Annotated in this window: 35 protein-coding genes; 21 read left to right on the plus strand and 14 right to left on the minus strand. The window is 45.5% G+C overall.

Annotated elements, in window-relative coordinates; all coding sequences use genetic code 11:
- Window positions 1-121: 121 nt before the first annotated feature.
- The 6 genes from ACYOR7_RS09620 to ACYOR7_RS09645 all read left to right on the plus strand — a co-directional run bounded on the left by ACYOR7_RS09620 (window position 122) and on the right by ACYOR7_RS09645 (window position 3,848).
- Window positions 122-418, plus strand: a complete 297-nt coding sequence (locus tag ACYOR7_RS09620) for a winged helix-turn-helix domain-containing protein (RefSeq protein ID WP_294807241.1) — start codon at window positions 122-124, stop codon at window positions 416-418.
- A gap of 49 nt (window positions 419-467) precedes the next feature.
- Entirely contained in the window at window positions 468-863 is a 396-nt protein-coding gene (locus ACYOR7_RS09625) for a hypothetical protein (protein ID WP_294807238.1), read from the plus strand.
- A 103-nt stretch (window positions 864-966) separates the two neighbouring features.
- Entirely contained in the window at window positions 967-1,665 is a 699-nt protein-coding gene (locus tag ACYOR7_RS09630) for a PepSY domain-containing protein (protein WP_479913732.1), read from the plus strand.
- A 259-nt stretch (window positions 1,666-1,924) separates the two neighbouring features.
- A complete protein-coding gene (locus ACYOR7_RS09635; protein WP_294807233.1) occupies window positions 1,925-2,215 on the plus strand; it encodes a hypothetical protein in 291 nt (96 codons plus the stop codon).
- Window positions 2,216-2,468: 253 nt separating this feature from the next.
- Window positions 2,469-2,993 carry a PepSY domain-containing protein gene (locus tag ACYOR7_RS09640; RefSeq protein WP_479913733.1) on the plus strand — a complete coding sequence of 175 codons (525 nt, stop codon included), beginning with the start codon at window positions 2,469-2,471 and terminating at the stop codon, window positions 2,991-2,993.
- Between the two features lie 183 nt (window positions 2,994-3,176).
- The gene (locus tag ACYOR7_RS09645; protein ID WP_479913734.1) at window positions 3,177-3,848 is read left to right on the plus strand and encodes a PepSY domain-containing protein; all 672 of its coding nucleotides are present in this window, start codon (window positions 3,177-3,179) and stop codon (window positions 3,846-3,848) included.
- Window positions 3,849-4,035: 187 nt separating this feature from the next.
- Here ACYOR7_RS09645 and ACYOR7_RS09650 read toward each other — a convergent pair whose 3' ends face one another.
- Window positions 4,036-4,461, minus strand: coding sequence for a hypothetical protein (locus ACYOR7_RS09650; RefSeq protein ID WP_294807226.1), 426 nt, complete (start codon window positions 4,459-4,461; stop codon window positions 4,036-4,038).
- A 117-nt stretch (window positions 4,462-4,578) separates the two neighbouring features.
- Here ACYOR7_RS09650 and cobJ point away from each other — a divergent pair, with 117 nt between their 5' ends.
- Together cobJ and ACYOR7_RS09660 are read left to right on the plus strand one after the other, a co-directional pair.
- Window positions 4,579-5,385, plus strand: coding sequence for a precorrin-3B C(17)-methyltransferase (gene cobJ, locus ACYOR7_RS09655; RefSeq protein WP_294807224.1), 807 nt, complete (start codon window positions 4,579-4,581; stop codon window positions 5,383-5,385).
- A 39-nt stretch (window positions 5,386-5,424) separates the two neighbouring features.
- Complete coding sequence (locus ACYOR7_RS09660) at window positions 5,425-5,886, plus strand: hypothetical protein (RefSeq protein ID WP_479913735.1); 462 nt, start codon at window positions 5,425-5,427, stop codon at window positions 5,884-5,886.
- Between the two features lie 193 nt (window positions 5,887-6,079).
- On the opposite strand, the gene ACYOR7_RS09665 is transcribed toward ACYOR7_RS09660, so the two are convergent.
- From ACYOR7_RS09665 to ACYOR7_RS09700, 8 genes are all read right to left on the minus strand, one after another.
- On the minus strand, window positions 6,080-7,540 hold the full coding sequence (locus ACYOR7_RS09665) for a DEAD/DEAH box helicase (RefSeq protein ID WP_479913736.1): 1,461 nt from the start codon (window positions 7,538-7,540) through the stop codon (window positions 6,080-6,082).
- A 217-nt stretch (window positions 7,541-7,757) separates the two neighbouring features.
- Entirely contained in the window at window positions 7,758-8,081 is a 324-nt protein-coding gene (locus ACYOR7_RS09670; RefSeq protein WP_479913737.1) for a DUF2795 domain-containing protein, read from the minus strand.
- Window positions 8,082-9,024: 943 nt separating this feature from the next.
- Window positions 9,025-9,513 carry a response regulator gene (locus ACYOR7_RS09675; RefSeq protein WP_479913738.1) on the minus strand — a complete coding sequence of 163 codons (489 nt, stop codon included), beginning with the start codon at window positions 9,511-9,513 and terminating at the stop codon, window positions 9,025-9,027.
- Window positions 9,514-10,285: 772 nt separating this feature from the next.
- The gene (locus ACYOR7_RS09680; RefSeq protein ID WP_479913739.1) at window positions 10,286-10,780 is read right to left on the minus strand and encodes a hypothetical protein; all 495 of its coding nucleotides are present in this window, start codon (window positions 10,778-10,780) and stop codon (window positions 10,286-10,288) included.
- Window positions 10,781-11,411: 631 nt separating this feature from the next.
- Complete coding sequence (locus ACYOR7_RS09685; protein WP_479913740.1) at window positions 11,412-11,801, minus strand: hypothetical protein; 390 nt, start codon at window positions 11,799-11,801, stop codon at window positions 11,412-11,414.
- A gap of 83 nt (window positions 11,802-11,884) precedes the next feature.
- The gene (locus ACYOR7_RS09690) at window positions 11,885-12,289 is read right to left on the minus strand and encodes a hypothetical protein (RefSeq protein WP_479913741.1); all 405 of its coding nucleotides are present in this window, start codon (window positions 12,287-12,289) and stop codon (window positions 11,885-11,887) included.
- Window positions 12,290-12,874: 585 nt separating this feature from the next.
- Window positions 12,875-13,237 carry a hypothetical protein gene (locus ACYOR7_RS09695; RefSeq protein ID WP_479913742.1) on the minus strand — a complete coding sequence of 121 codons (363 nt, stop codon included), beginning with the start codon at window positions 13,235-13,237 and terminating at the stop codon, window positions 12,875-12,877.
- Between the two features lie 629 nt (window positions 13,238-13,866).
- Window positions 13,867-14,127: a hypothetical protein gene (locus ACYOR7_RS09700; RefSeq protein ID WP_479913743.1), complete on the minus strand. Its 261-nt coding sequence runs from the start codon at window positions 14,125-14,127 to the stop codon at window positions 13,867-13,869.
- Between the two features lie 112 nt (window positions 14,128-14,239).
- Here ACYOR7_RS09700 and ACYOR7_RS09705 point away from each other — a divergent pair, with 112 nt between their 5' ends.
- Together ACYOR7_RS09705 and ACYOR7_RS09710 are read left to right on the plus strand one after the other, a co-directional pair.
- On the plus strand, window positions 14,240-14,653 hold the full coding sequence (locus ACYOR7_RS09705; protein WP_479913744.1) for a hypothetical protein: 414 nt from the start codon (window positions 14,240-14,242) through the stop codon (window positions 14,651-14,653).
- A 510-nt stretch (window positions 14,654-15,163) separates the two neighbouring features.
- Complete coding sequence (locus ACYOR7_RS09710) at window positions 15,164-15,454, plus strand: hypothetical protein (protein WP_479913745.1); 291 nt, start codon at window positions 15,164-15,166, stop codon at window positions 15,452-15,454.
- Between the two features lie 60 nt (window positions 15,455-15,514).
- Here ACYOR7_RS09710 and ACYOR7_RS09715 read toward each other — a convergent pair whose 3' ends face one another.
- A complete protein-coding gene (locus ACYOR7_RS09715) occupies window positions 15,515-15,643 on the minus strand; it encodes a hypothetical protein (protein ID WP_479913746.1) in 129 nt (42 codons plus the stop codon).
- Between the two features lie 534 nt (window positions 15,644-16,177).
- On the opposite strand from ACYOR7_RS09715, the gene ACYOR7_RS09720 reads away from it, so the two are divergent.
- Entirely contained in the window at window positions 16,178-16,345 is a 168-nt protein-coding gene (locus ACYOR7_RS09720; RefSeq protein WP_479913747.1) for a hypothetical protein, read from the plus strand.
- A gap of 144 nt (window positions 16,346-16,489) precedes the next feature.
- On the opposite strand, the gene ACYOR7_RS09725 is transcribed toward ACYOR7_RS09720, so the two are convergent.
- On the minus strand, window positions 16,490-16,984 hold the full coding sequence (locus ACYOR7_RS09725) for a hypothetical protein (protein ID WP_479913748.1): 495 nt from the start codon (window positions 16,982-16,984) through the stop codon (window positions 16,490-16,492).
- 396 nt (window positions 16,985-17,380) lie between these two features.
- Here ACYOR7_RS09725 and ACYOR7_RS09730 point away from each other — a divergent pair, with 396 nt between their 5' ends.
- Together ACYOR7_RS09730 and ACYOR7_RS09735 are read left to right on the plus strand one after the other, a co-directional pair.
- Window positions 17,381-17,869, plus strand: coding sequence for an Lrp/AsnC family transcriptional regulator (locus ACYOR7_RS09730; RefSeq protein ID WP_479913749.1), 489 nt, complete (start codon window positions 17,381-17,383; stop codon window positions 17,867-17,869).
- 262 nt (window positions 17,870-18,131) lie between these two features.
- On the plus strand, window positions 18,132-18,776 hold the full coding sequence (locus ACYOR7_RS09735; protein ID WP_479913750.1) for an Lrp/AsnC family transcriptional regulator: 645 nt from the start codon (window positions 18,132-18,134) through the stop codon (window positions 18,774-18,776).
- A gap of 27 nt (window positions 18,777-18,803) precedes the next feature.
- On the opposite strand, the gene ACYOR7_RS09740 is transcribed toward ACYOR7_RS09735, so the two are convergent.
- Both ACYOR7_RS09740 and ACYOR7_RS09745 read right to left on the minus strand, forming a co-directional pair.
- A complete protein-coding gene (locus tag ACYOR7_RS09740) occupies window positions 18,804-18,929 on the minus strand; it encodes a hypothetical protein (protein WP_479913751.1) in 126 nt (41 codons plus the stop codon).
- 147 nt (window positions 18,930-19,076) lie between these two features.
- Complete coding sequence (locus ACYOR7_RS09745; RefSeq protein WP_479913752.1) at window positions 19,077-19,307, minus strand: Lrp/AsnC ligand binding domain-containing protein; 231 nt, start codon at window positions 19,305-19,307, stop codon at window positions 19,077-19,079.
- Between the two features lie 167 nt (window positions 19,308-19,474).
- Here ACYOR7_RS09745 and ACYOR7_RS09750 point away from each other — a divergent pair, with 167 nt between their 5' ends.
- From ACYOR7_RS09750 to ACYOR7_RS09770, 5 genes are all read left to right on the plus strand, one after another.
- Window positions 19,475-19,807 (plus strand): hypothetical protein, encoded by a 333-nt coding sequence (locus ACYOR7_RS09750; RefSeq protein WP_479913753.1) that lies wholly within the window; start codon window positions 19,475-19,477, stop codon window positions 19,805-19,807.
- A gap of 419 nt (window positions 19,808-20,226) precedes the next feature.
- Window positions 20,227-20,400, plus strand: a complete 174-nt coding sequence (locus ACYOR7_RS09755) for an alkaline phosphatase family protein (protein ID WP_479913754.1) — start codon at window positions 20,227-20,229, stop codon at window positions 20,398-20,400.
- A complete protein-coding gene (locus tag ACYOR7_RS09760; protein WP_479914466.1) occupies window positions 20,334-21,596 on the plus strand; it encodes an alkaline phosphatase family protein in 1,263 nt (420 codons plus the stop codon). The genes ACYOR7_RS09755 and ACYOR7_RS09760 overlap by 67 nt, the downstream gene beginning before the upstream one ends.
- 313 nt (window positions 21,597-21,909) lie before the next feature.
- Window positions 21,910-22,248, plus strand: a complete 339-nt coding sequence (locus ACYOR7_RS09765; RefSeq protein WP_479913755.1) for a hypothetical protein — start codon at window positions 21,910-21,912, stop codon at window positions 22,246-22,248.
- Between the two features lie 109 nt (window positions 22,249-22,357).
- Complete coding sequence (locus tag ACYOR7_RS09770) at window positions 22,358-22,528, plus strand: hypothetical protein (protein ID WP_479913756.1); 171 nt, start codon at window positions 22,358-22,360, stop codon at window positions 22,526-22,528.
- Between the two features lie 310 nt (window positions 22,529-22,838).
- On the opposite strand, the gene ACYOR7_RS09775 is transcribed toward ACYOR7_RS09770, so the two are convergent.
- Complete coding sequence (locus ACYOR7_RS09775) at window positions 22,839-23,228, minus strand: hypothetical protein (RefSeq protein WP_479913757.1); 390 nt, start codon at window positions 23,226-23,228, stop codon at window positions 22,839-22,841.
- Between the two features lie 264 nt (window positions 23,229-23,492).
- On the opposite strand from ACYOR7_RS09775, the gene ACYOR7_RS09780 reads away from it, so the two are divergent.
- From ACYOR7_RS09780 to ACYOR7_RS09790, 3 genes are all read left to right on the plus strand, one after another.
- Window positions 23,493-23,627 (plus strand): hypothetical protein, encoded by a 135-nt coding sequence (locus ACYOR7_RS09780; protein ID WP_479913758.1) that lies wholly within the window; start codon window positions 23,493-23,495, stop codon window positions 23,625-23,627.
- A gap of 118 nt (window positions 23,628-23,745) precedes the next feature.
- Entirely contained in the window at window positions 23,746-24,003 is a 258-nt protein-coding gene (locus ACYOR7_RS09785; RefSeq protein ID WP_479913759.1) for a hypothetical protein, read from the plus strand.
- A gap of 166 nt (window positions 24,004-24,169) precedes the next feature.
- Complete coding sequence (locus tag ACYOR7_RS09790; protein ID WP_479913760.1) at window positions 24,170-24,463, plus strand: hypothetical protein; 294 nt, start codon at window positions 24,170-24,172, stop codon at window positions 24,461-24,463.
- Window positions 24,464-24,604 lie beyond the last annotated feature (141 nt).

Raw genomic sequence — 24,604 nt, forward strand, 5'->3', positions numbered from 1 at the left:
ATCTCGATCCATGAATTACGCTATCTCGTTTCTATGGAAGAAAGAAAATGATCAATTATTTATATAGAGAGATAATAATGCAGGATGAAGAGAATAAGCAATTATTGCATGAGTTGAATTGGTGCATGAATATCGAGAAAGAATCTACATCAGAAAGGATATCATACTCAAGCTGTACGAGCATGGAGAATTGAACCAGAGTAAACTCATGAGTTACTGTGGCCTCAACAACGCAAAGCACAGGGAGATACTTGATGAGATGGTCAACAAAGGCATGATAACCAGAAAAGAAGAGCCGTGGGGGAGCAAGACGATAATAAAATACAGCGTGTCAGAAAAAGGGAGGGAGATACTCAGGGCGGTGCTAGAGCCGTACGAAGAGTTGTTTCCAAGGGGAGATGCTACAACAAATGAATGATGATGAAATGATTTCAGGCCGCGCAGCAGCAATGGAGGCAGAGAGCTGATTGTCTGATGAAGGCAAGGAAAAGGATCGCAAGAACGAGAACCTCTTCAAGATAATAGACGGGATAATTTTCGAGCTCAACAGGACAAAGAGGCTGTTCATAGTCATGGTCCTGACAGGGATGATAGTGCCGACCCTGACGTTTCTGATAGTAAACTCGCTGACGGAGACTTTTATGCCCGGCCCAGGAGGGTTCCGGGAAGTGCACCAAGAAAGGCTATTCCTAAGGCAGCTGCCGTGGATAGTATCTATAGTGTGGCTTGGAATTGGCATAAGGCAGTGGTTCGTGCTCTCCAAATGGACCAAGAAATACGACAAGTACAAGAAGCTTCAGGAAGAGATTGACAGGAGGTTCGACGAAGACGAACCTCCTGCGAATAATAATAGCAACATGTAAAGCAGGTGCAGCATATATTCTGGCTGCGACGGTTAGTTAGATAATTTCCTTAGCTATCATTTTTTCTCAATTCTTTAAAGGAATAGCTGCAAGAATGTTACCAATGTCAAGCCTAAAGGGAAATAGGAACTTAATTTCTGCCCTGCTGTTGGTCCTGGGCTTTGCGGTCGCCGCGTCGTTGCCAGTGGCAGCTTTGCCCCTTGCTTCCGCGCAGGCCCCGGCCAGTCCAGGAGAAATGCAGACAGCAGCATCTCCTCCTCAGATAACTGGCTCCATAAACACAAAGCAAATTGCAAAGGACTTGTTGAATGAAAACCTGAATGCAACGTTTGTCGATGCGGCTGACATTGCAGAGAATCAGGTTGCCAACGGAACCGTGATTTCAGGTAACCTCGGCCTGGTGCAGGGTTACCTGGTATACAACACCACGGTGGCCAACATAAACAACAACACCGCCTATAACATCATCGTCGACCCCAGCAATGCAAGAGTGCTTGCCACCTCGCAAGGAATGCCTCTTGGCACGGTCGGAGGCCAAGGAGGAAAGGAGTTTCTGAATAGCGGAAACGTGACTGCGACGCTGGTGGATGCCGCTGCCATAGCAGAGGGGCAATTTGCCAGCGGCATGGCAATTGCGGGCAGCTTTGAGGTTATGGAGGGCAAGCCGGTGTACAGCATCACGGTAGTCGAGGTAAATAACGAAATGCTCTTCAAAGTGATTGTTGACCCGAGCACAGGAAACGTGCTAACTACCTCAGAGGGAACGCGTGTGGGCGACTTGGGCATCAAAGGCGTTTTCTGATGTGATTTCGTCCCTCCCTTCCTCCTATTTTTTTCCAGATTACTCATTTCTGAACATGGCAGCAAGCCAGATCCAGGTTGCAACAAGTTGTGAAAAATATCCATTGTTTGCTGCAATGAAATAATCTCAAGAAAACGCCCTAGGCATATCACGTTCAAAACAGGTAATTTGCAAATTTTGCTCTAAATATTCCTTATAATCTCACTATCTATCATTTTTGCTCAAGCCTTTAAAACCAGTACTGCGCAACATGTCAGCGATGTCAAGTCTAACAGGAAACAAAAGAGTATTCGTCCTTGCTTTCTTGGCTGCAGGCTTTGCCGTCATGTCACTGGCGCTAGTAACGCCAGCTGCTTTCGCGCAAAATGCAACCATGCCGGGCGGGAACCAAACGACCCCAGGTGGAAACGCTACGATGCCGGGTGGAAACACAACCCAGCCGACTTCTTTTGAAGGAAACGCGTACCAGGCAACTCCACCGATGCCGGGCGGGAACCAAACGACCCCAGGTGGAAACGCTACGATGCCGGGTGGAAACACAACCAGTTAAGGAAGTAGTAAGAAGTAGAACAAATACTTCATAACATCTCGGCACATCCTCGCACATGAGGGCCCACAAACGTCAAGAAGATTATGACGGGCTGGGCGCTTCTTCTCTTTTTTCCAAATCGTTTGTTCATTCTCATGGCCTAGGCCGTGATTAATTATAATTGTCCGCTGCAACAACAGCATTTTAGCATTAGTAACTTTGTTACCTATCAGTTGTAAAGAAGGGTTAAAACCATTTTTCATCTACAACAACCATGGCGAACCCATACCTTCGAAAGGGCATCGTGATCCCGGCAGTTGCGATAGTGGCAGTGCTTGCTGTCGCGCTGGTTGCAGGGACCGCGTTTGCTCAGGAACAGAACAAAACAACAGCCATGATGCCAAACATCAAAGGATCGGCAGATGTCAAGGGAACCTTGCATAACTACATCAAGGACAACCTGAAGGTGTCATTTTCAACAGCTGCAGATACAGCTGCTGCACAGGTCCAGAATGGCACAATAGTGTCAGGCAATCTTGGCATTGTCCAGGGCTACCTTGCCTACAAGTTCTTTGCAGTCAACACTGACACCCATGTTGGGAAGATGGTCATAGTTGATGCAGGAAACGGCCAAGTGCTCTACACATCCGCCGACATCCAGATGAACGGCCACGGAATGGGCATGTTTGGTGGCAACGGCGGTTATGGCCACGGCTTCAAGGGCCACGGATTTCAGGGCCCCGGCTGGCAGCAGAACCACCCAGCTCCTCAACCAAGCCCCCAGGGAACTCAATCCTAATATCTCTGGAACCTCATTTTTCCCCTTTTTCTTATTTTTAGTCTTAAAATATAAGGCATGTTTTCAATACCGAATTACCAGAAGGTGCATTGTTGCTTGTTCTACCTTGCATATTCCCCGATAACAGCGTTATCTATCATTTTTGCTCAAGCCTTTAAAGTTATGAATGCTACATTTTTGACAATGTCAAGTCTAACAGGAAGTAAAACGGTACTCGCACTTTCCCTGTTGGCTCTGAGCTTTGCAATCGCGTCGCCGGCTCTGGTGACGCCGGCCGCGTTTGCGCAAAACTCGACCAACCCGGGAGGAAACCAAACTGCTCCGGGCGGAAATCAGACGATGCCGAGTGGAAATAGCACCACGCCGGTTGCTGATCTAGTCAGCGGTGGCAAGATAGTGACTGTACAGGCCAACCAGACGATGCCTCCAGGACCAGGCGGTCAACCGGGTCAGATACAAGGCAGCATAGATGTCAAACAAGCGATAAAGAACTTTCTAAGCGATAACCTTAACGTAACACTCAGCGACGCAGTCGCCACGGCAGAGGGCCAGATCAACGGAACGGCAGTCGTAGGCCACCTTGATGTGGTGCAGGGCTTTTTGGTGTACAGAGTCATAGTAATCGACATGACCAACGAAGTTGTGCATTCTGTGATTATTGACGCCGGAAACGGAAGCGTGCTTGCCTCTGAGGCGATACCGCTTTCTCAGCTTATGGGTATGCACGGAGGCATGATGATGGGCCCGCATGGCGGCGGAATGTTCGGAGGCAGCCCAGGCGGCGGCCAGATGATGCAACAACCACCAGGCAACGAGACATCGTCGGGAAGTCCGATGGCGGGCATGGGCTTTTAAGAAGCCCGGCCCACATTCTTTCTTCTTTTTTCCCATATTTTCAAAAACATGCATATTTTCTATTTCTGGTCAGTCAGTCAGATGCGCTTCAGTGCAAAACAGTTTTCACGGTAATTTTACTACAAACGGGAGATCTTTTTTGATAAAGATGATAAAAAAGAGAGAGGAAAAAAGAAAGAAGAGGAGCTTATTGGAAAGTCACTCGCACCTGCGCAGAGCCGGTAGCCACGTTGTTGTCCACCTCGCAGGTCCACCTTTTACCGTTCAGCTCGGCCAGCCTTTCAGAGGCAGTCATGATTGTACCGCCGCCTTTCAGTTTTGCAATCCCTCTAGAGTTTGGAGCCTCGCCTGTCCCTTCTCCTTCTCCCACAAGCATGTCGCCCTTGTCCGTCATTTGGATAAACTTGACGTGCCAGCTCGACGTTCCATCGATATTCATCTGGGTCTCCACGGTATCCCAGTGAACCCCACGGTACTTGCCGCTCATCGTGCCCTTGTCAGAGAATTCGGTCTTGACTCCGTTCTGCCCTATTTCGAGAATCCTCGAAGATGTCGCTTTTGCCTTTATGACTATGCCGTTTGTTTTGCTTCCGCCTGCTGACCTTTTGGCCATAATCAGTCGTTATGTTATGTAGTTGATATTGTTTACTCGTCCCTCTCGTCTCTCTTTGTACTTACCGACAGCAGCGATCAGAAAAGATAAATTGCATTTCAGAGTCTCGCATCCCAAATGAATGAACCTGCGAAGAGAGGCAAGCTGTACGTAGTAGGCGTAGGCCCCGGCCACCACGACCACATGACGTACAGGGCAAAGCAGGTCATCGAGGAAAGCGAAGTCATTGTTGGCTATGAAACGTACGTCGGCCTGGTGGAGGACCTGATACATGGAAAAGAAGTGTATCGCTATGCCATGACGCAAGAGGTGGACAGGGCAAACCAGGCAATTGAATTTGCGGAAAAGGGCAGAATTGTTTCGCTTGTCTCATCCGGCGACCCGGGCATCTACGGGATGGTCGGGCTCATCTACGAAATTCTTGCAGAAAAAGGCTGGGACAAGGATTCCGGCATCTATGTCGAGTGCGTGCCGGGAGTCTCGTCTCTCAACTCATGCGCGGCCCTTGTCGGGTCGCCTTTGATGACAGACTTTGCAGTAGTCAGTATGAGCGACCTTTTGGTCCCGTGGGACATGATAGTCAAGAGGGTCGAAGCGGCCGCTCTTGGCGACTATGTCACCGTCATTTACAACCCCGCAAGCAAAAAGCGCGTGCACCAGCTGCGCGACACCCGCGACATTTTTCTGAAATACAGAAAGCCGGAAACCCCGGTGGCGATAATAAAGGGCGCATACAGAGAGACCCAACAGGTAGTCATTACAACTATTGACAAGATGCTTGAACACCAAGACATGCTAGGCATGATAACAACTGTCATCGTGGGCAATTCGTCGACCTACAACTACAAGGGCATGATGATAAACCCGCGGGGCTACACGTCCAAGTACCAGCTGGTAAAAGAAGCGCCGCCGGCCAAGGCATAAACTACAGATACTATTATTATCACATACACACTAGCAGTTGTGTCCCGATCCTGCTCCCTTCTCTCTCCCTCTCCTCGACTCCACCTTTCTTTATATGCTGTTTTTGTAAAGGTCTCATTAGCAAAAGAAAATATGCACTCTGTATGTTATGCGACAACAGCAACAACGAGCCTTGAGGATCTCATCTGGAGCCTAGAAGGCATCTGGAAGTATGCCGCATTGGATTATCACATAAGAGCCAAGGGAGTTGTCAACAACAAGAGTCGCAAGGCTAACGAATATGCCATCACTTTGATGAAACTATGGGATACGCTGGATGGATTTTCTCAGGAAACAATAGAGAGGGTTGTAGTCGAGCTGGAAGGGAAAATCATAGTCTTTGGAAAACCAGAAAATAAGATAGAGAAAAAGCGCCAAGCGGACATGAAGGCGCTAAGGACGCAACTTGAGCAATACCTCCAAGTCAGAGAAGGAGAAGGGGAGGAGGCAGAAAAAGGATAACTATATCGCGATAAAGTCGCGCCGTAGAGATTTTTTTATCTGTAGCCACGTACAAGAGCGAAGACTTTCAAAAGGGGCGTATGGATGTGTTTGTATCGCCCTCTAGTTTTTCAACTCTGTTCCGGCATCATACAATCTTGCATACACATACAAAGATGCTAATTCATCTCTGTCGAGAGGGTATACCGCCGTCCTAACAAGCTGCCGAGTTTATCGCCCTCTTGAATGTGGAGAACATGTAGTCGTCCTTCGTATCAGCTACGTACACGACATAAACAAAGGCGTGTTCTTTATCTCTAAATTTTCGGATTACCCTCCCGATCCTCTGGACGACTTGGTTCATGTTAGAAGTTGACGCAAGGATTATCTCTACATCCACCTCGGGCACGTCATATCCGATCTCCAAGGTATGGACAGAGAGCAGAGGATAAAACTTGGTTCCCCATTGCGATAATATCCGTTGCCTCTTGAATGAGGGCATGCCGCTGTCGATAATCACAGAGTCTATCCCCTTATCCTTGAGCGTTTGCTTTAGTTTTCGGACAGACTCTAGCGTCTCGCTGAAAACCATCACCTTCTGTTTGTTGCGTTGTTTTTCTGCAATCAGTTCCGCGGCTTTTGACAGCTTGTTATCAGCAGAGGCGAGGAGCGTCTTTCTTTTTCTTACGTTTAGAAACCATGCTCTGGCCTGCCAGCTTGGAAACCCTCCTGCCCTCAGTAGCGTCATCATACGCTGAGGGTCATGCGTGTGGAATCTAGATGAAATTCTCTTAATTTTGTCGCTGCATGCGTCATAGGTTTTTTGTTCCTTTTCTGTCAGCGTTACACTTATTGGAACTATGACCGGCTTGGCCAAGCGTCCGTCCAGGACTGCATCTTTGATCAGGTATTTTCTGACAGGCGGCAAGGCCGTCATGATAGTAAAGTTGCGCGGATCGTCTTCGTCTATGGTAGCAGTAAGCCCAAGCAGGGCCTTGTTGCCATCCTCTTTTTTTGCCACGATGTCAAATATCCTGCTAAACGCGCGTGCAGTACTGCTTGCAAGGTGGACCTCGTCAAAGATTATCATGTCTGCGTCTCGTACCAAGCTGGACGCGTTCGCTATGCTGTGGTATGTACTGAGTGTTATCTCGCGGATTTCCTTCTGTTCGCCAAAATACCTGCCTATCTTTTCCTCTGAAATGCCGTAATTGACAAGCCTGCGATAGTTCTGTTCTATCAAGACTATTCTAGGCAGAATTAGAAGAATGCGGAAATGTTGTTTTCCTGAACGGTCAGCAGCCTGCCTTGCGCATTCAAATGCAATCTCGGTCTTGCCTGTTCCGCTACTATAGATCAGAGACCCTCTTTGTCCATTTGCCATCCATGCCTCCACTGCCTTTATCTGATCAGGCTTTAGAGCAAAAGGAAAGTGGAGGGACTTGATAGCAGGCTCTCCGTACTGCGAGTGCAAAAGAGAATGATGATGATGCTCTGACTCACCAAAGCCCTCTCCTTTCTTTTCTTTTCCTTGAAAAAAGTTGCTTGACTGCGAAGTTTCACTCTTGATGACATCATCGTTTGTAATGGGATTGCTGAGTAGATCAAAGGCCGAAGTAAAGATTATTTTTTGAGCCTTCGGATTAGGGCGATCATCATTTACTCTTGTTTTCATATTATGGAATGGAGCATTCACCAAAACAGCATATTAAGAATAGAGACCTTGAGGAGAGGGAGGGGTCTTTTTAAGAGATTATGTAGGGAATAGAATAATTGACATCAATTTCACGAAGGAGAGTTTGTTGTTCTTGTCGTACTATTTTATTGCTGGACACTATCTCATCTTGGCAATAAGCTAACCGACGCGCGAAATGCTACAACATCTCTGTGTGTTACTGCCTAACTAGTCCTGCCGCTTTTGCGACATCTGAGACGCTTTCATACCGCCTGTCCTCCATTTTTTGAATATCTGAAAGGATCTCTTCGCTCTGCGGTCTTGCTCTCTCCACATAATCCACAATCTGCTTCTTTTCTGCAGGAAACTCTATGTCCTTTAAAATCTGTGCTAATGCTGCCGCCTTTGGATAGTCTTTGACAATTACCTCTTTTCTTTCACCCTCTACTCCTCCCTGCTCGCCCACCATTGCTTTTGTTTGCCCTTCGTTATGTGAGGACGGGATTTGCTCAGGATTTTCTCTTTTGTCTGAAGAAGACATATGCTATGAATAAGAGATATTCATTTTTTACAATTGTGGAAAAGTGTTCTGTCGTTTTGTTATTTTCTTTGTCAAGTCATCTTTTCAAATATTGCCTTTTGGTCTGATTATGATGTGGGATTAAGCAAAAGAACGGCGAGTAGATCATTTTAGTATGAAGACGCATTTTTGATGTTATTAATTAAAAGACTTTTGATTTTTCTCGGCAACTGCATTTATGCAGGCTCTTACAGAACGTCACGTTCTACTTTGCTGTATAATTGACGTTGTGCTTTAAGTATCGCTGACAGAAATTTAGAAGGTCATTTAGGATTCGAAGCAGTACATCAGTATGGCTGCTAATGCTAACCTTCAGCAACCAAACGCAAATGTCATCAACGATCAAGAGCTGATTGGATCATTAATAGCTCCAATAATTCAGATGGGCAAGGATCGTGGATACGAAGTAATCGAGAATCATGATCTGGGCGCAGGACCTGTCCATGCCGTTTGGAACTTTAAGCATGGCTCAGAATCCATTCCTGACGTGCGTCTGGGATTCATTTGTCTCTCACCATGTCGTCGTAATCCAAATGGACAAGACACTTGTCACAATACTTTTGCGAGAGTACATAGTCTTTCATATCAATCAGGACTTCTTGGGTGGCCCTATCGCCGCATACGGGACAAAATGGCATGGAACTCTTTTTAGGAGGTCTGAACGGTCGGACAGTCTGTGGTCTAGACATCACATCATTATTCAAGAGGAAACTAATATTTAGCGTACCACGCAATATGTTCACAATCAATTGCCATAGAACAAAAGTTTTCTTACAATTATTCGTATTTTATTGTTTGTGAAATAACAATTCTATATGGCAATGCTTTTCAGGATAACGGAAGACGAGAATAGTATCAAAAAGGCAATCGTTATCCCTTGACCGCTACGCGCGCTCTCAAGTAGCTATTTTCCATTCTCCCTTCCTGCTTCCAAGAGCGCTAGGCATGCGGCAAGTAGCTCCAACAGCTGAAAATGGTATAGATGGTATCCCTTCAGCTCCTTTACATTCAGGCCTAACTTCTCCAGAGCCTTGTATACTTCGGCACTTTCAAGTACGTCTATCAAGGCCTCGGGGGCAAAGGGCTTTTGCATTATGTCCACACGGCCATAGAATGCCTTTTGCAGCTCTTCAGTATACTCGTCAGAATCAGAGACAAAGATAATCCTCTGGCGCGGGTTGACAGAGAGGATCTCGCTCGCAACTTGTAGGCCGTCTCTGTTAGAAATCCTGTGGTTTAGAATAACGGCATCAAAGGGCTGTTCGGGAAAAGAAGGAGAAGAGTCCTCTTTTCTCTTTGCCTCGGCGACGTTCTTCTCCAGTTCTGACCTGTAAGACTTTAGAGATTCTGCGGCATCGGCGGCAATCAAGACATGATAATCGTGCTTCGACAAAGTGTCACGGTACCATCTCAGGTCGCGCTTGTTGTTTTCAGCAATTAAGATTGTCTTCACACAGGAGGGGTACAGATCTCGTGCAACTTCTATTAATCATTTTAGACAATTGTGCATTAATGACTTATACTGGTTGTTATTAAATGCATTTTTTCACGAAACCTTGTTCTTTTGTACAGTTAGCAGCAATGCGTCATCATTTCAAGTGGCAGACGAAGATGGTTAGTAGCCAGAATCCGTGCCCATGCTTTTTTCTTCCGTCACCGCATCCTGAGAAGTGTCATAGTTAACATCCATGCAGGCATAATCAGCAGGAGATTCAAAAGCACAGGCGGCAGGCTTGACTTGTCTACTTCATGACTCTTGACAGGATTGCAAGATAACGTTATCTTCATCTGTCCCATACCTTCTTTCGGAGAAATGCCTCGCCTGTACGTGGGCTGCAGCGGCTGGAGTTACTCCTCGTGACAATGGCCATTTTATCCAAAGGGAGTGGCGCAGTCGCGGTGGCTGCAGCACTGCAGCCGCGTCTTTGACTGTGTCGGAATTGACTCGACAGTCAATAAAAATAGCATCCTCCTTCTTTGAGCGTGAAAACCCGCGCATCCACGTAAAAGCTAAAGCTCGGGAGCTGGTATGAACTGCCAGCTCACCGAACATGACGCTGAAGGGAAAGAAGAACCCCCTACTACAACGTCAAGCTGTTGAGAGGGTACAGATGCGCTATTAGACTGTGAAGGACAACAAGGTGGTGCTGCGCGGAGGGCCTTGGTCAGTTTGATTTACGTCTGTTAAAATACACTCTAACGACATTGGATTTGGCAAGATATATCAATATAGGGAAATAGATTCCAAAAGTTATCAAAACCCAAATTCTTCCGACGTCATCTGTGGCAAATCCTAACCCCGTGACAATGCCTGCAACAATAACAGATGAAGAAAAGATGATAGCCAAACGCCATGACCACCATTCCCTCTTTATCATTCCATAAGCCATTACCATTTTCGTTACGGCGAGGAGAATCGCAGCAGTAGACGCTAAAATGCCGCCTGTCAAAAGGTATCCAAAATTGTTCGACAAGGCAAGCGAGAGAGCAAGCAATACTACGGAAAATGGAGGTAATAACATCAGCCAAACGAAATTGCCAAAGCCCCCGCCACCAAATCCTGCTACTGCGGTAGAGACGCCCATGACGGCAGCAATGATTGAGTAGATTATCATGAGAGATATGCCAGTAGGCCTTTTTTCTTGTTGCCGCTCTGCCATTATCTTAACTTGTCCAATGTCTGATGTAGCATTCTACCTAAAGAACGTTTGACAACAACATTGGCGATTTTACATGATCACGTTGAATGTTTACTGTTACAAGTGTGATTACGATATTAGCATTGATATCTGAGAATTGGCCAAGTGAAAAACAAGAGTACGTACGCACTTAGTTGCTTCTGTTTTTATCAGAAAGGCAGTTGCGACTGCTTCCTTTCTTCCTATATCCCTTTGAGCAAGCCGTCCATCTTTCACATTATGTTGACAATCGCAGGGCCAAAACCTGTATAGTGGTCGTTCGCCGGAACGATAGCAAGCGGAACTTTTGTCTTGCTTAATTCCTCCGCCCAGTCTGCATTTCATTGACTCTATCCCGCAGGATAGTGCCAAGTCCTTTTCACCGAACTAGATAAATTATAGTAAGAAAATACCATAATTGGGGAGGGTATGGGAGAGCGCATGAGCAACTCAATTTACGCCACAAATACATTTTGCAGCACCTGCCATGAACGGCGGCCGTTGGGAATTACCCACTGTCCAGAGTGCGGCAGAAAGGTTAGGACGCACCGCATGACAAGTCGGAAAAAACAACAGCAACAAAAGGCTAGGCCAGAGGCAGGCTAGGTGGTAATCACCCTTGGCAGCACAGTGTTTGTAAAACGAAATACATCTTGAGAAAATCTTTTTCCTCATTCTTTACGTAGTCAAGAATGGCCTGATAGTTTCCGCTATAGTACCACGCTGCCATGTTCTTCGCCAGACCAGCTCTATCCAGAAAGCGCTGGTAGCCCTTGAAAGAGCCGTTGTTGACAAGCACGAGGACATGGTTCAGGTCAATCATCGGCCTATGCCCAAGCCTCAACCCTTCCAAGTTGCAATACTGCTTTAGTTTGTGTTTCATAAAGCAGGATTCAAAGGCAAGGTTGTTGCCGACAGAGACAAAATTCCAAATGCTGTTGCTAATATAGGTCTGGCGGAACTGCTCGACTATGCCCCGCTCCCCCATCTCCCATTCTTTCAAGTTAATCTTTCCTATTCAGGTCAGGAGTTACATTGATGTCTACAGAACCCGGTTAGAGCATGGGTCTGGATAAAGAGTCGCTACTATTTCCATTCCCAAACCTTCAAGCGGAAGTTCCCCGCTTCATCGATGTCCAGCTCCCATACACCCGGCACATTGTTTAGCCTCGCAAATTTTGGAGAGGAAGCCCGCCAGATAACTCCGCCCCGCCAGCTAGCCTTGAGTCCATCGCCGGTAGGTCGTCCCCTTCCATGCGCCCATACACCTACAGTGTCGCCGTCTTTGGTTATGCAGGTGCCATCAAATTCTGCAATCAAAGTTCCTCCATGCGGGGTCGCGATGCCCGTATAGATGGATGAATAGTCTACACCAAACAATTTGCCCGTTCCAACATATGTCGCTTCAACTTTTCCTTCAGGCAGCGCCCTTATTCCAGAGAACTTTCCAGTTTCATCAAAAGCCAAATCTCCTACCGCCATGTCAACCAATACTCTGTAACAGTGCGTTAACGTATAAAGATTCTCGAGAAAGGCTACGCAAACACTGCAAAGACACCTCGCTATATTTTCGAATTTGTTCCAAAAATGGAATAATTCCCAACATTTCCTACTGCGCGTTATGACGTAGGTCATGCGTACAAATCGGCGAGGGAAAAGGGGGAATCGTGTTTTTATTGACAAGGAGTAAAAATAGTACCCCCCTTGTTGAGCACAAAAACCTGACAGGGCGTCGTAAACGCTAAAGCTCCTCCACTCCTGCGGCCACAGTTGGCGCAAGCGAGCTTGCGACAGAATCGAGCCTGCTCTTAACGTGCGAGTAGAACTGTAAAATAGCATCAGTAGTAGGGAATTCCCGTGCACTTCTAAACAAAAAGTCTAGATTTGTAATTCTGGGGCGGAAGTCAGCTCATTTAGCCATTCTTCCGGATGAAATGAATGTTGTCAGCCGCAGAGTTAACAGTGTCATTCGGGTCATGGGATCGGCCCTTACTATCTCCGGGTAAAAAAAAGATCGGGGAAGTGATAACCTTGAGCTATCACCTCTGCTTTTAGATCATTTGCATTGCTGTCTTATCAGGGGTCGTCTTCATCGCAGTTGTTATCGTCGTCGTTATCGCTTACCGAGTAGATGCCGATGTGGCCAGAGTAGCTAGCGGGGTCATCGTCATTGTTGTCGCAGCAGTTGTTGTTGTCGTGGTTGTCGCTGACTGAGTGGATGCCACTAGAATCAGTGGTGCCAGAGTAGCTAGCGGGGTCATCGTCATTGTTGTCGCAGCAGTTGTTGTTGTCGTGGTTGTCGCTTACCATCTGGTATTGAGCAACGCCGCCAGAGTAGCTAGCGGGGTCATTATCGTCGCAGTTGTTCTCGTCGCCACCAGCGAATGCAACATGCGGGACTAGCATTGTCGATATAGTCGCTATGCCTAACGCCAGCAACGCTAACGTCAGCACATTTTTACGTCCTGCCAGACTTGACATCAAAAGGATATCTCGGCATACTGATTCTTAAATCTATGAGCAAAGTAAGCATATAATGTTATTATTTTGAAATTCCACGATATGATCGTCTGATTCTTTTGGAATTGTATATGACAATATGAGAGATTTATCCCATACATGCATTTTCAATAACCTCACCAAAGATCTCGATCCGGTAATTTTATGACATGTAAATATTATAATGATTTTATAACGCGCTTGGTCATTGCTTTTTCGTGCATTATCACCTTGGGCATCTTGGTTGCAAACTTGAAATGTGGAGCGTATTTGCCGCCCTCATTTTTTTATTCTAAAAAACTTGGAATCGAGTAAAAAGTTGAATATCCATCTCTCCTGTCATCTAGTAATTTGAGTAGAAGCGGAGAAAGCGAGTATTGGGTCAGGATAGAAGAGTCACAACCCATTCACCCTTATCTGCGGGGTCAGAATAGTTCTACCAAGAGTATTCTACTAGCAATGAACTCACTGGCACGTGGTAGTAAATGGTTTCAATACAAGATAAAGGAAACGTATTTTTCAAAGACACAAAAGTGACATTCTTTATGGTATTGCTTCGTACAAACCTCTCATACTATCTCGGCAGCAGTTCTTTTCCCATCAACTGACAGAGAAAATATGTAATGCTTCAAGGTCAGCAGTAGAAAAAAAGAGAAACTCTTTTGATAATTCTTTACTAATTGTACACCCATGGCAAGAAAACTTTCCTCTTCCTCTACGACAAGAAAGAGGGAGAAGAACAGTACTCGTGCCGCGCGCTCTAAACGCAACAACGATGCTTCTTCCATTTCAAGAAAAGCAAATAAGAAATCCCTTGCTACTCGTGTCAAGAGCTCAAGAAAAGTCAGAAAAAGCGTAAGACGGCAACGACCCTCGAAGCAAAAACTGTCAGAACTAAAGATAAGGCGGACTAGTGGCAGAGTAGAGCGGTACGACAAGGATATGATGGCCAAGACACTCAGCAGATCTGGAACGCCTTTTGTCATGGCTAGAGATATTGCAAAGACGGTCTCAGAGAAAATTATTGCCAGTTCAAACTCACCAAATTCTCTAATGAAAGAGAAGAAAGCTGCAAAAAAAGGCAAAGCTAGCAACAAAAGGAGTACTCGAAGAACTGAGAAAGTAGTGGATGGCAGCAAGGTACGAGAATTGATTGCAGAAGAGCTTGAATCAAGAAATCGGCCTGATATTGCCTCATCTTACAAAGGAGAGCGTCCGGAAAACACTAGGCAGAACAGATATGATCTTGCAAAGGGAAGCCAGCCCGTACATGAAAACATGACCAGTAATCTTAGCAACCTCGTAAATGACAACGCTACACATCTTGCCAAGAGTACAAAAGTTCGAAGAAAGTAATATTGGGATTATTACCTTCACTAAGGTATCTTTTTGATTTTCAATACCCGCAAGTGATTGCTTTCAGAGAAATGGGGAGTGTATCTTCGTTTGTAGGAAAAGGGCTTTTAGATCAGGGACCTGCACACGACCCCGCGAGAGGAATCATATTTGAGCTTCTTAGCTCTACGTGATTTAACATATTATAACACTTAGATATACCACTCCCTCTCTCCCGAGTGCCAGCTTTGTTAAATTAGCTTACAAGTTTTCCGCAGGATATGGACGACTTCATAGACACATACATCCAAGTCCATTTGGAGCATGAAAGAAAACACCTTGTATCTGTCAGCTCTTCTTTTTCTTCCTTAGCAAGAAATGACAGAGTTCAAACATGGATATCAACATAGAAACTGCTCCGCGCTCTATCGAAGTCATTCAAACGCTAATGGATACAAAGGAGGTGGAGATGAACAAGGTCAGCAATGTTTCAGAGCTGCAGCGACTCGACAGGGAGTGGTCTGCACTGGAATGGTTGCAATGTACAATACGACAGGCGCAAAAAGAGCAGCAGCATCTGCTTCGGTCAAAGTAGGAGTTGCAGGGTCTATGGCGGCTCCATGTACTGGGAAGTGTAGAGACATTGGCATCAAAGGACACAACACAAGCCTGTACGACGTAGGCATGAAATACTGCTCTGGCTGCGAGAAATTCTTCTACAGCGAAAGGAGCAGGTGCTTGTGCTGTGGCAGGCAGTTTAGGAGTCGGCTGTCAAGAAAGAGGAGGGAAAAGGAGGAGACGAGCACAGATGCCCGACTATGATCGCGATGAAAATATGAATATGTGCGTAAGTGTATTCCCGCAGTTGCGAACTATTGACTGCTAGATAGTAGTTATCACCTTTGGCAACACTGTTTTCAAGACAAAATACATCCTGAGAAAATCCTGCACCTCGTCGTTTACGTACTCTAGTATTGCTCGATAGTTCCCGCTATAGTACCACGCTGCCATGTTCCTCGCTGCCCCATCCTTTCCAAGAACCTGCTAGTAGCCATTGAATGAACCTTTGTTTACGAGAACAAGTACGTGCTTCAGGTCGATCATCGGCCTATGCCCAAACTGTTCCTTCAAAGCTACCAAGAGTTTTGGCACGCTATGTTCACCGTAGAGGGGAAGGGCGCATCCAGATATGTCGGCAGGCTTCGATAGAGGAGGAGTTGCTTCTACTCTGTCTTCTTTGACCCGACGACTCCGAGCTCCACACCATATGAAGTCTTCCTCATCATCGTATTCTTCTTCATCATCATCGGATTCGTGGTCATTTTCGCCAGACCTATATTAGCAACAGCATTTGGAATTTTGTCTCTGTCGGCAACAACCTTGCCTTTGAATCCTGCTTTATGAAACACAAACTAAAGCAGTATTGCAACTTGGAAGGGTTGAGGCGGAGACAGAGACCTATGATAGATCTAAGCATGTCCTTGTGAACAAGGGCTCTTTCGAAGGCTATCAGAGCTTTCTGGAAAAGCAGGATTGGCAAAAAACATGGTAGCATGGTACTGCAGCGGAAACCATCAAGCGATAGAGAACTACGTCACAAAAGAAGTGCAGGATTTTCTAAAGATGTATTTTATTTTGAGGATGGTGCTGCCAAGGATGATTGTCACTTGGCAGATAGGTACAGCCAAGCATCCGAAGGCAGAGTATGATTGATAGATTCTCCAGCATGCATTCTATTCTTCAGCTGCCCGCTAGTTGTCATCTCTCTTCCTTCCCTTCCCGTTTTCTCTGCGCTTACCCTTTCTAAAAGCCATTCTGTTGCATTTCAAAGGCCTGATTACAGGAAGAGAAGTTCGCTCATCCTTCGCCCAAGAGACCGCCGACAATATCCCCAAGTCCCCCTCCTCCTCCTTCTTCTCCTTTGCCTTGTTGCCCTTTTCCACCTAGAAAACTACCAATCAAAGACCCAAAGCCTTGCGAGTCCTTGCCCGCATTCTCGTGAAGAACGCCAAGTGCTTGCTGTGTGTATTGTTTTGCTTGGTTGTCATCCTGCAAACCGGCTTTGCTCTTTACCTCTTGTACAAGCGGATGACTTGGATTATTGGCACTTAAGGACATCAGCTGGGATATGGCAGATTGCAATGGTGAAGAAGATGAAGAAGATGATGAGATTGAGGCGTTGCCACCACTACTACTTTCATCATTTCCACCTAGTCCTAGCCCTGCCAGCCCGCCTCCAGTATTGTTGTTGCCGCTGCCGCCGGCAGACCCCCTTATGTTGCCTAGTAATCCCTTCTGCATAAAATGCTGTACAATGTAATTGAAAACAATGTTCATTATGGTGCTAGCCATAGACTGCTGCATTCCCGCCTTGCCTGAAAGCATTGATGTTAATGATTCGATACTCATACTATGCTCTCACTTCTCTTCATGCTTCTTTGTTGCAAACCAAATTATTTACTAGTTACGCGCCAGCAAAAGAAGAGGTTGCAGTTTTGGTCGCAGTTATAATCTATTTTCCTTTGGCTAAGGTGCACAGTTTATCACTATGCTCCCCATTTTTCCCAGTTTTGATTGCTAGCGTAAGCAACCTTAAGCAACCATTCATACTAAATCAAATGATGGAAAAGTCTTATTTCATGAATCAGTATTGCGGTAAGCGGCATCGAATAAGTCATATTTCTTCAAAAAGATTGTGCAAACGTCGAAACACCTTAATGTACGTTCTCTGTTATCACAGATGACCGCATGAGAAGAAGAGGAGGTTCGATATCTCAGAGCGACAAGGAAATACTGAAAATATTGCTTGCCTCTCGCGAAGGAGCGACAATAACTTCAAAGGCAATTGCAAACAAACTTGGCATCCCTGCGACTACGGTGCAAAGGCGACGGAAACGGCTTGAAAAAGACCTGTTAAAGATGTACTATTCGCTTGATTTGAAAAGGTTTGGACTACATGAAGTAGACTTTTTGATAGCCACTTCCAGCGGAAAGACGATGGCCGTCGCAAGTGCGCTGCTGAAACTTCCAGAAGTAACCTATGTTGGCAGAAGCATAGGTCAGCATACGATTGACCTTAGGGTAGAGACCGTACTGAAAGATAACGCTGACATCCTTCGGATGTCTGAGATGATGAAAGGTATGCCGGGAGTAAAGGATGTCATGTGGAGTGAAATCGTTAGCGTCGTTGGCAAAAAGAGCGCTTTGCCCCTGCATCTTATTGATATACTTTGGTGATATGTGTAAGTCAGAAAAACGTGCATAGAAATGGTGCATATCTTTCTCAGACATTTCCTACCTGTCAATAATCCTGTCTTTGACATTGCAGGCCAACAAGGAGCACATCTCTAATGCCAAACATTGTGTTTTGACGTTAGAATCGGTAGAATAATGCATCCAAACAATGCTCTGTGCATTTTTTGTATCGGAATACGTCGATTGGGGTAAAGGCAATCCGAATTCTTTAATATGGCGTTGATTAGAGTACACACGGACGCTTATGGAAAAGCAGTCTAATGATAATTTGCCTTATCAAAAGACCGCAGGGCACACGCATTTTGCAGGCAATAATTATGACGAGAAGATAGATACCGAAAATCCCAATGATAAAGGTGATGGAGGGGATGATGAATCCAAGGAACGCACCAGATCATCGTCCACACGCTTGGATTCAATAGATCTAAAATTGATGGACTTGATAATTCTAGGAATATCGTCTCGGGAATGCGCTAAAATCCTAAACAAGCCCGTAAGCACAATCCAGAGAAGGGCAAGACTGTTGGTTCAGCGCGGTTTCTTGAAGCCCACTATTGAATTAAGGCATAACAGGCTGGGCTTGAAAAAGGGGTTCTTACATGTCTATCTGGAAGATGGCAACGTTTCAGAGATTGTGGATAAACTACTTGCCCGAGATGGTATATACTCGGCCAGCGCGCATTTAGGCAATTCAGATGTTATCGGCATGTTTGTCTACAGAGACAGCCGAGACGTACTGGACTTGATTACATGGGCAAAGCATCAACAAGGTGTGGAAAGGGTCGTATGGTCGGAGGAAGTCTACTCCAAGAGGGCCAATCCAAAAATTGAAAAGATAATCAAGACTGATGGCGAGAGAAGGGCAACAATTCCAATGGTAGACAGTTAGAATCCTTCTGCCTATTTGTCATACCCACTAACCCTTCTCGGACATCAGCACCGCCCTGTTGCCCTTCAATCTGTTCGAGCATCGGTAGCCCTTCAGCAGCTTCACGTTGTAATACTTCCTCTTTCCTTTCAAAGTCATTCTCGGAGCTGACAAGTATCACCAGCTACCGAGCTTTAGCGTTTACGACGGCTTGTCAGGTTTTCACGCTCAAAACTGCAGTATGCCATTTTTATTACAGCTCTATAGTAGTAACCGGCGGTCGCTATCATAAAAGCAGAGGACGACAAACTTCTGCGTATTCTAATTTTGAATTACGAGCATAGTGAAAGTGGCCTTGACCGAGGGCATTTCTCTAATCTTTGACGCTGCCTCTTCCACTTCTTTGTATTGATTAGCTCTGACCTGCACTATGATGTCGTACACTCCATAAACGCCAACGACGTCATATACAGCAGGGATTTGACGAATTGACCGCAAAAGAACGTCTTCCTTCCCCGCTTCTGCGTTAAGTAGTATGTATGCTTCTTGCAATTCCGGATCTCTTGGAAAAACACTTACAAAATAATACTGCTCGATTCAAAAGAATCATATGAGAAATTCTTCCTATTCATCGTTAATTTTTGCACGAAATTGCAAGCCGGGTGTACTAGAATTGCATAACACAATTGCTTTTTAGCAGTCGCCTCCTTCATCAGTTCATGAATGAGGAGTCAAACGACATAAGAGACTTGACAATTGAGGCCAAGTGGGAAACTGACCTTGAGCGGCAAAAGAGGTCTATCGAGAAATTGGGTTCTTACGGCATCACTGCAATGCCATCAATAGAAGAGATAATGACCGTGACTAGCAGAGAAGAAATCCGTCAATTTTGCATAGATGCGATCAAAGGCATTCAAGCCATACAGGACCCCGAAGCGGACGATGGGAACAAGCCCAAGGAAATCAATAGTAAGAATAGCAGTCATCGAAGGAAGAAGAAATCCACTCAGAAGAAGAAATCATCGAAGAAAAAATCGGTGCGCTCTACTTGACTTTGTGTATGTATGTGTGTACGCGCGTGTGACCCTGGTCGATGAGGCGCTGAAATACTACTTCAGAAGGTTTATGGTCGCGGCAGCCGAACCATTACTGATGCAGTGTTCGAATCCCGCAGAACCCTTCGCAGCGAACACAATCCTTTACTATTCGCATTGCATTGAAACTTGGGTCCACTCTAAGAGCCGCTAACGGCACGGAAACCACTGAATGTATTTGGATGGAGATTGATAATTTCGCTCTGTCATCAGCTTTCTTGAACGCGAATGACGATGGCCTCGTTTTTTATCCATGTCCTCTAAGCCTTTCATGTCTCTCCGATCCCAACTTTGGGAATCTAGAACCTTCTCGTGGAGCCATCGACTTCCAATATCGATATAACAGGACAAAAACTAACCCATACAGAAATTCGACGATGTCAAATAAAGATCCCATCGAACATGTTATAGTCTTGATGCTTGAGAACAACTCCTTTGACCACATGTTTGGCGATTTGCCTAAAGTAAGGAAGGTAGATGAAAAATCCACACTAATACAAACACCTATTATGGTAAGAAGTATTCTCAAACAGCTAGCTTTGATCGGATAGTTGCCCCAGAGCCAAAACATGACCTCAAAGATGTGCTAGTTCAGACTAGCAAAGATGAAAATGGCGATGATATGGGTGGCTTTGTTAGGAATTATGTCGAATCTTACTCTTGTCCCCATCAGCTTACGGCTGATAAATTTGGTCAAGTAATGGATTACTACCCGTCGGGTAGCTTGCCTGCGCTGCACCAGCTGGCAAGTGAGTTTACACTCTGCAACCGTTGGTTTTCATCCGTCCCAGGTCCAACCTGGCCAAACAGACTGTTTGCCATGACAGGTACATCTCTTGGTAGAGTTACTATGCCTGACGGTATCATGGATCTGAACCTTCACTGGTACGATCAACCAACCGTTTTTGACAGGTTGGATGAAAAGGGAATTTCTTGGAAGGTTTACTTTGGAGACATTCCCATATCTTCAATTCTTGTTCACCAGTGGGAACCGCAAAATGCAATTCGTCACAGGCCAATGCTCGAATTCGCCTTGGATGCTTCTGAGAAAAATTCTGATGATTTTCCAGGGTTTGTCTGGATAGAACCAACTTATCTGCCACCTGGAGCTAATGATTACCATCCTCCTCATGATGTGTATGACGGGGAGGATCTTGTGAGAAGAGTCTATGATTCAATTAGAGCAAACGAAAATCTATGGAACTCGTCCTTGCTAGTTGTGCTTTTTGATGAACATGGTGGATTCTATGATCATGTTCCGCCGCCCGCAACAATAGCGCCTGACCATCATCTTGACGAGTGGAGTTTTGACAGACTTGGAGTGCGGGTTCCCGCGGTACTTGTTTCGCCATGGGTCGAGAATACCATCTTATCAGATGAGTTTGATCATACCAGTCTGCTAAAGTACCTGAGTGACAAATGGAAACTTGGTCCATTAGGTCAAAGAACAGCACATGCAAAGAGTTTTGCAAATGCAATTTCATCAAGCATCCGAACAGATACTCCTTTGCAGTTGATGCATCCTGAAATAAAGGCATTTCAGGCGGCGCCTCAACAGGGATTAACGGACCATGAAAGATCCATGGTCTCATTATCACACGCGCTAGAGTCTATGGCCGAAGAGGCTGCCGAAATAGTCGCTGCGCGGAGCCGACAGGTTCTTAGTGGTGCAGCAAGTCAAGTTGACGCTGCAATGGATCGTATTGAAGGATTCCTTCGGCATCGAGCAGGTTTGAATCGCGCATAGCAGAATATCTGTATTGACCCTCATCTAACCCGAAACATCAAGAGGTCAAAACTGTATGTCGATAAAGCATAAAAATAGTATCTCTCCTGTCAACGCACAAAAACCTGACAGGGCGTTGTAAATGCTAAAGCTCGGTAGCTGGTAATAACACCTGTCAGCTCGCCAAACATTGCTTTGAAGGGAAGGAAGAAGAACCAATGCTTCGTCAAGCCGTTGTTGAGTAGCATGGCTACTCGATAAGGCGGAAGGACGAAAGCAGGACATCAATGCGTAATAGGTACCATTTCACTATTAATGATGATGTACGGCGGGGATGCTGGTCAAAGTAAATAGCATCATCATCAGGAGAAATGAAAGGCAGGAAGGGAAAGAAGAAAGCCAATACATCGTAAGGGTGACCAAGCTCGATATCGATGATCTTGGCTCGGTAATTCCGTTAAGGGAAATAGAGCTGCGCCCGCCCGTTCACGACGAATCTATCATAGAGACATTGAAGAACTGTCTATATGCCGCCGTCTTTACTGAAGGTTATAACGAAGAGGACGGCAGCACCATAATCTTGGCAAGAGGCTTTACGGATGAAGAGTTGAACAGAGAAAAGGAGAAAACGATAAAGAAGGTAAATGAAAAGAGACGTGACTATACGAGATGATCTTTACAGCGAATGAAAGAAATGCGCACGTTGTAACAACAGCCGTGAGAGCATGTACTTTACAAACTAGTGCAGAAATTCTTTTACGATCTCGCACCTACATGAATACATGAGTGTCCCAGACAATGATAACCCAGTTCCAAGAGAGATAGACCAGCATTTAGAGAGATTTGGAAAGGAGCCATGGGAAGTCGACTATGATTTATACGGCTACTGTGCCATTTGCAATTCAAGGGTGGATGAATTCAATTACTGTGGATGCGGAGGAGCAGCGGATTAGCTGGCTAGCAATATTTTTTGCGCGGATCGTGTCAACACAGATTTCTCTATATTCCTAACGAAGACGAAAGTTTACAGACGTAACCTGACGCTTTCGCAGTCGGTGTTTATCTAGTCTTCTTGGCGTTATCTGGATTATTATTATATCATTATCATTATCATTATTATTCTTCTTCTTTAGAACTGAATTACTCAGGCTACACCCGGTACATTTGTAACTCGTTGTATTTTCAAGCTCTCGGTCTGCCATCATTTCTGCTCCGCAGCATGCGCACCAACAACTTGCAATAACGGTTTGCCGCATATATCCTTCAGGACACTGTAATTTCCTTGTTTCTTCCATCGAGGCATATCCTGTAGTTGTCAAGTATGTCCCTGCCCAGGAGCGCGCTTGCAGGCGTGCCCTCTGGCAGATCAAGGCAACCCACATGAACGCCTTCATACAACTGGCCAAAAACCTCGATAGAAACTTCATAGTAAGGGATATGGATTATTCCGGCTCCTGTTACCGTCTCGTCGCTGCCTGCAAACGAAAGGTTCATCTCATTTGCGATATAGGTAGGTATTATTGTCTTTGATGATGCAAAATCAAGATGGGCGTCGACGACAATTTTCTTGTTAGACCCCGCATCAATTATTCTCATACTGACCAGCGGCAGATTATTCTTGTATTGAATCGTTAACGCTTCTTCCGATGTCATGGGCATTGCATCGTCATACCATTACATTTGTCCGACCTAAAAGAGTTAGACGGCTATGACTATGGTTTTCACGGGGTCGGCGCATATGGTTCTTGTTGAATTTATATACGCACACATATACGCGCATCGCCAACTTTGAAAGGTTAAAGTACTTTGTCAGCCCTTTGTGATGTGTATATGGTACGCAAATTTGAGGATTGGTGGAATAGCGTTCCTGCAGATCTTCGGCAAAAAGCCCGCGCGGGCGACGAAGCGAACAAACCGTTGCTGAACCAGGTTAACTACGTTCTTTTGCACCTTCACCTGGCAGGCAAGCACGACCAAAAACCGTCCCACGAGGAGCTGAAGGACTGGTTGCACAGCGGCCAGGTAGATGTGCTCAGAACGGCTAAAAAGTAAAACATGGATATTCTCTCATCATCATTATAGCAACAAGCATTACATTCTCAGTCAAGATTCTCATGATATGCAAACGTCTTTTGGAGTTATTTCTGAGAGACAAGAAAAGAGTGTCACTATGACAGCAACAAAATTGAAAACCAACGACCTACTCCTAGTGATGTCTGGCATTGTCGCAATCTTACTTGCGACAGCAACAGCTGTCATTACACCAGCAATGGCAGACAATGGAAATGGCGAAGGTGGCGACAATGATATTGCAGACTGTCAACATGACAAGAACACGCATAAACAAGAAGGAACTGGTTCAGAGGGCGATGCCGAATTTCATATAGACCAGCTATTATCAGAGGGTGAAACACCCGTCTGCCCGTAAGCGGCTAGAGAAGGTTCCACCTTCTCTTTTTTTGATTAAAACCTGCCTATGTGTGTGTGCCTCCAATATTTTTTTGAGGCTAGAGTGTGAAAATCTGACAGCCCATGCAATTCTACATATCTGAAAGGTAACAATAAACTATCGCGGCGTCATATCCCATTTTACAATGGAGCACATAATATTCCACCATAATGGAAGGGAGTATGCCGTCTATGATGCTCTGACGCTTGACGAGATCAAAACGATAATGAAGATGAGCGACGAGCGGGACAGAAAGCTAAATCCGCTAAATTCCAAGTCAACAAGAAAATATTTTGAAGATACAGACAAGATGGTAGCCGCAATACTGCGAAGATGCTTTCGCATGACAGACAGCCAGATATCGGACATTGAGCAGAGCGACCGCCGGAGCCTCGCTAGCGCCTTTATCAGATTTTTAAAGTCTGCAAACGGCCTCTAGGAGTTGTGTGTATCCAGTATAGTAGTTACGCAAAGCCGCGCTTGAATGTTATTAGATAAATAAATAGCGCGCGAGCAATCTCTCTCCGGCTGACGTCCATGCTTGCCCCGGGGTCTGTATGCGAGTCAATACGTTGAAGAG

The sequence above is a fragment of the Candidatus Nitrososphaera sp. 86-2 genome (genome assembly GCF_056726185.1).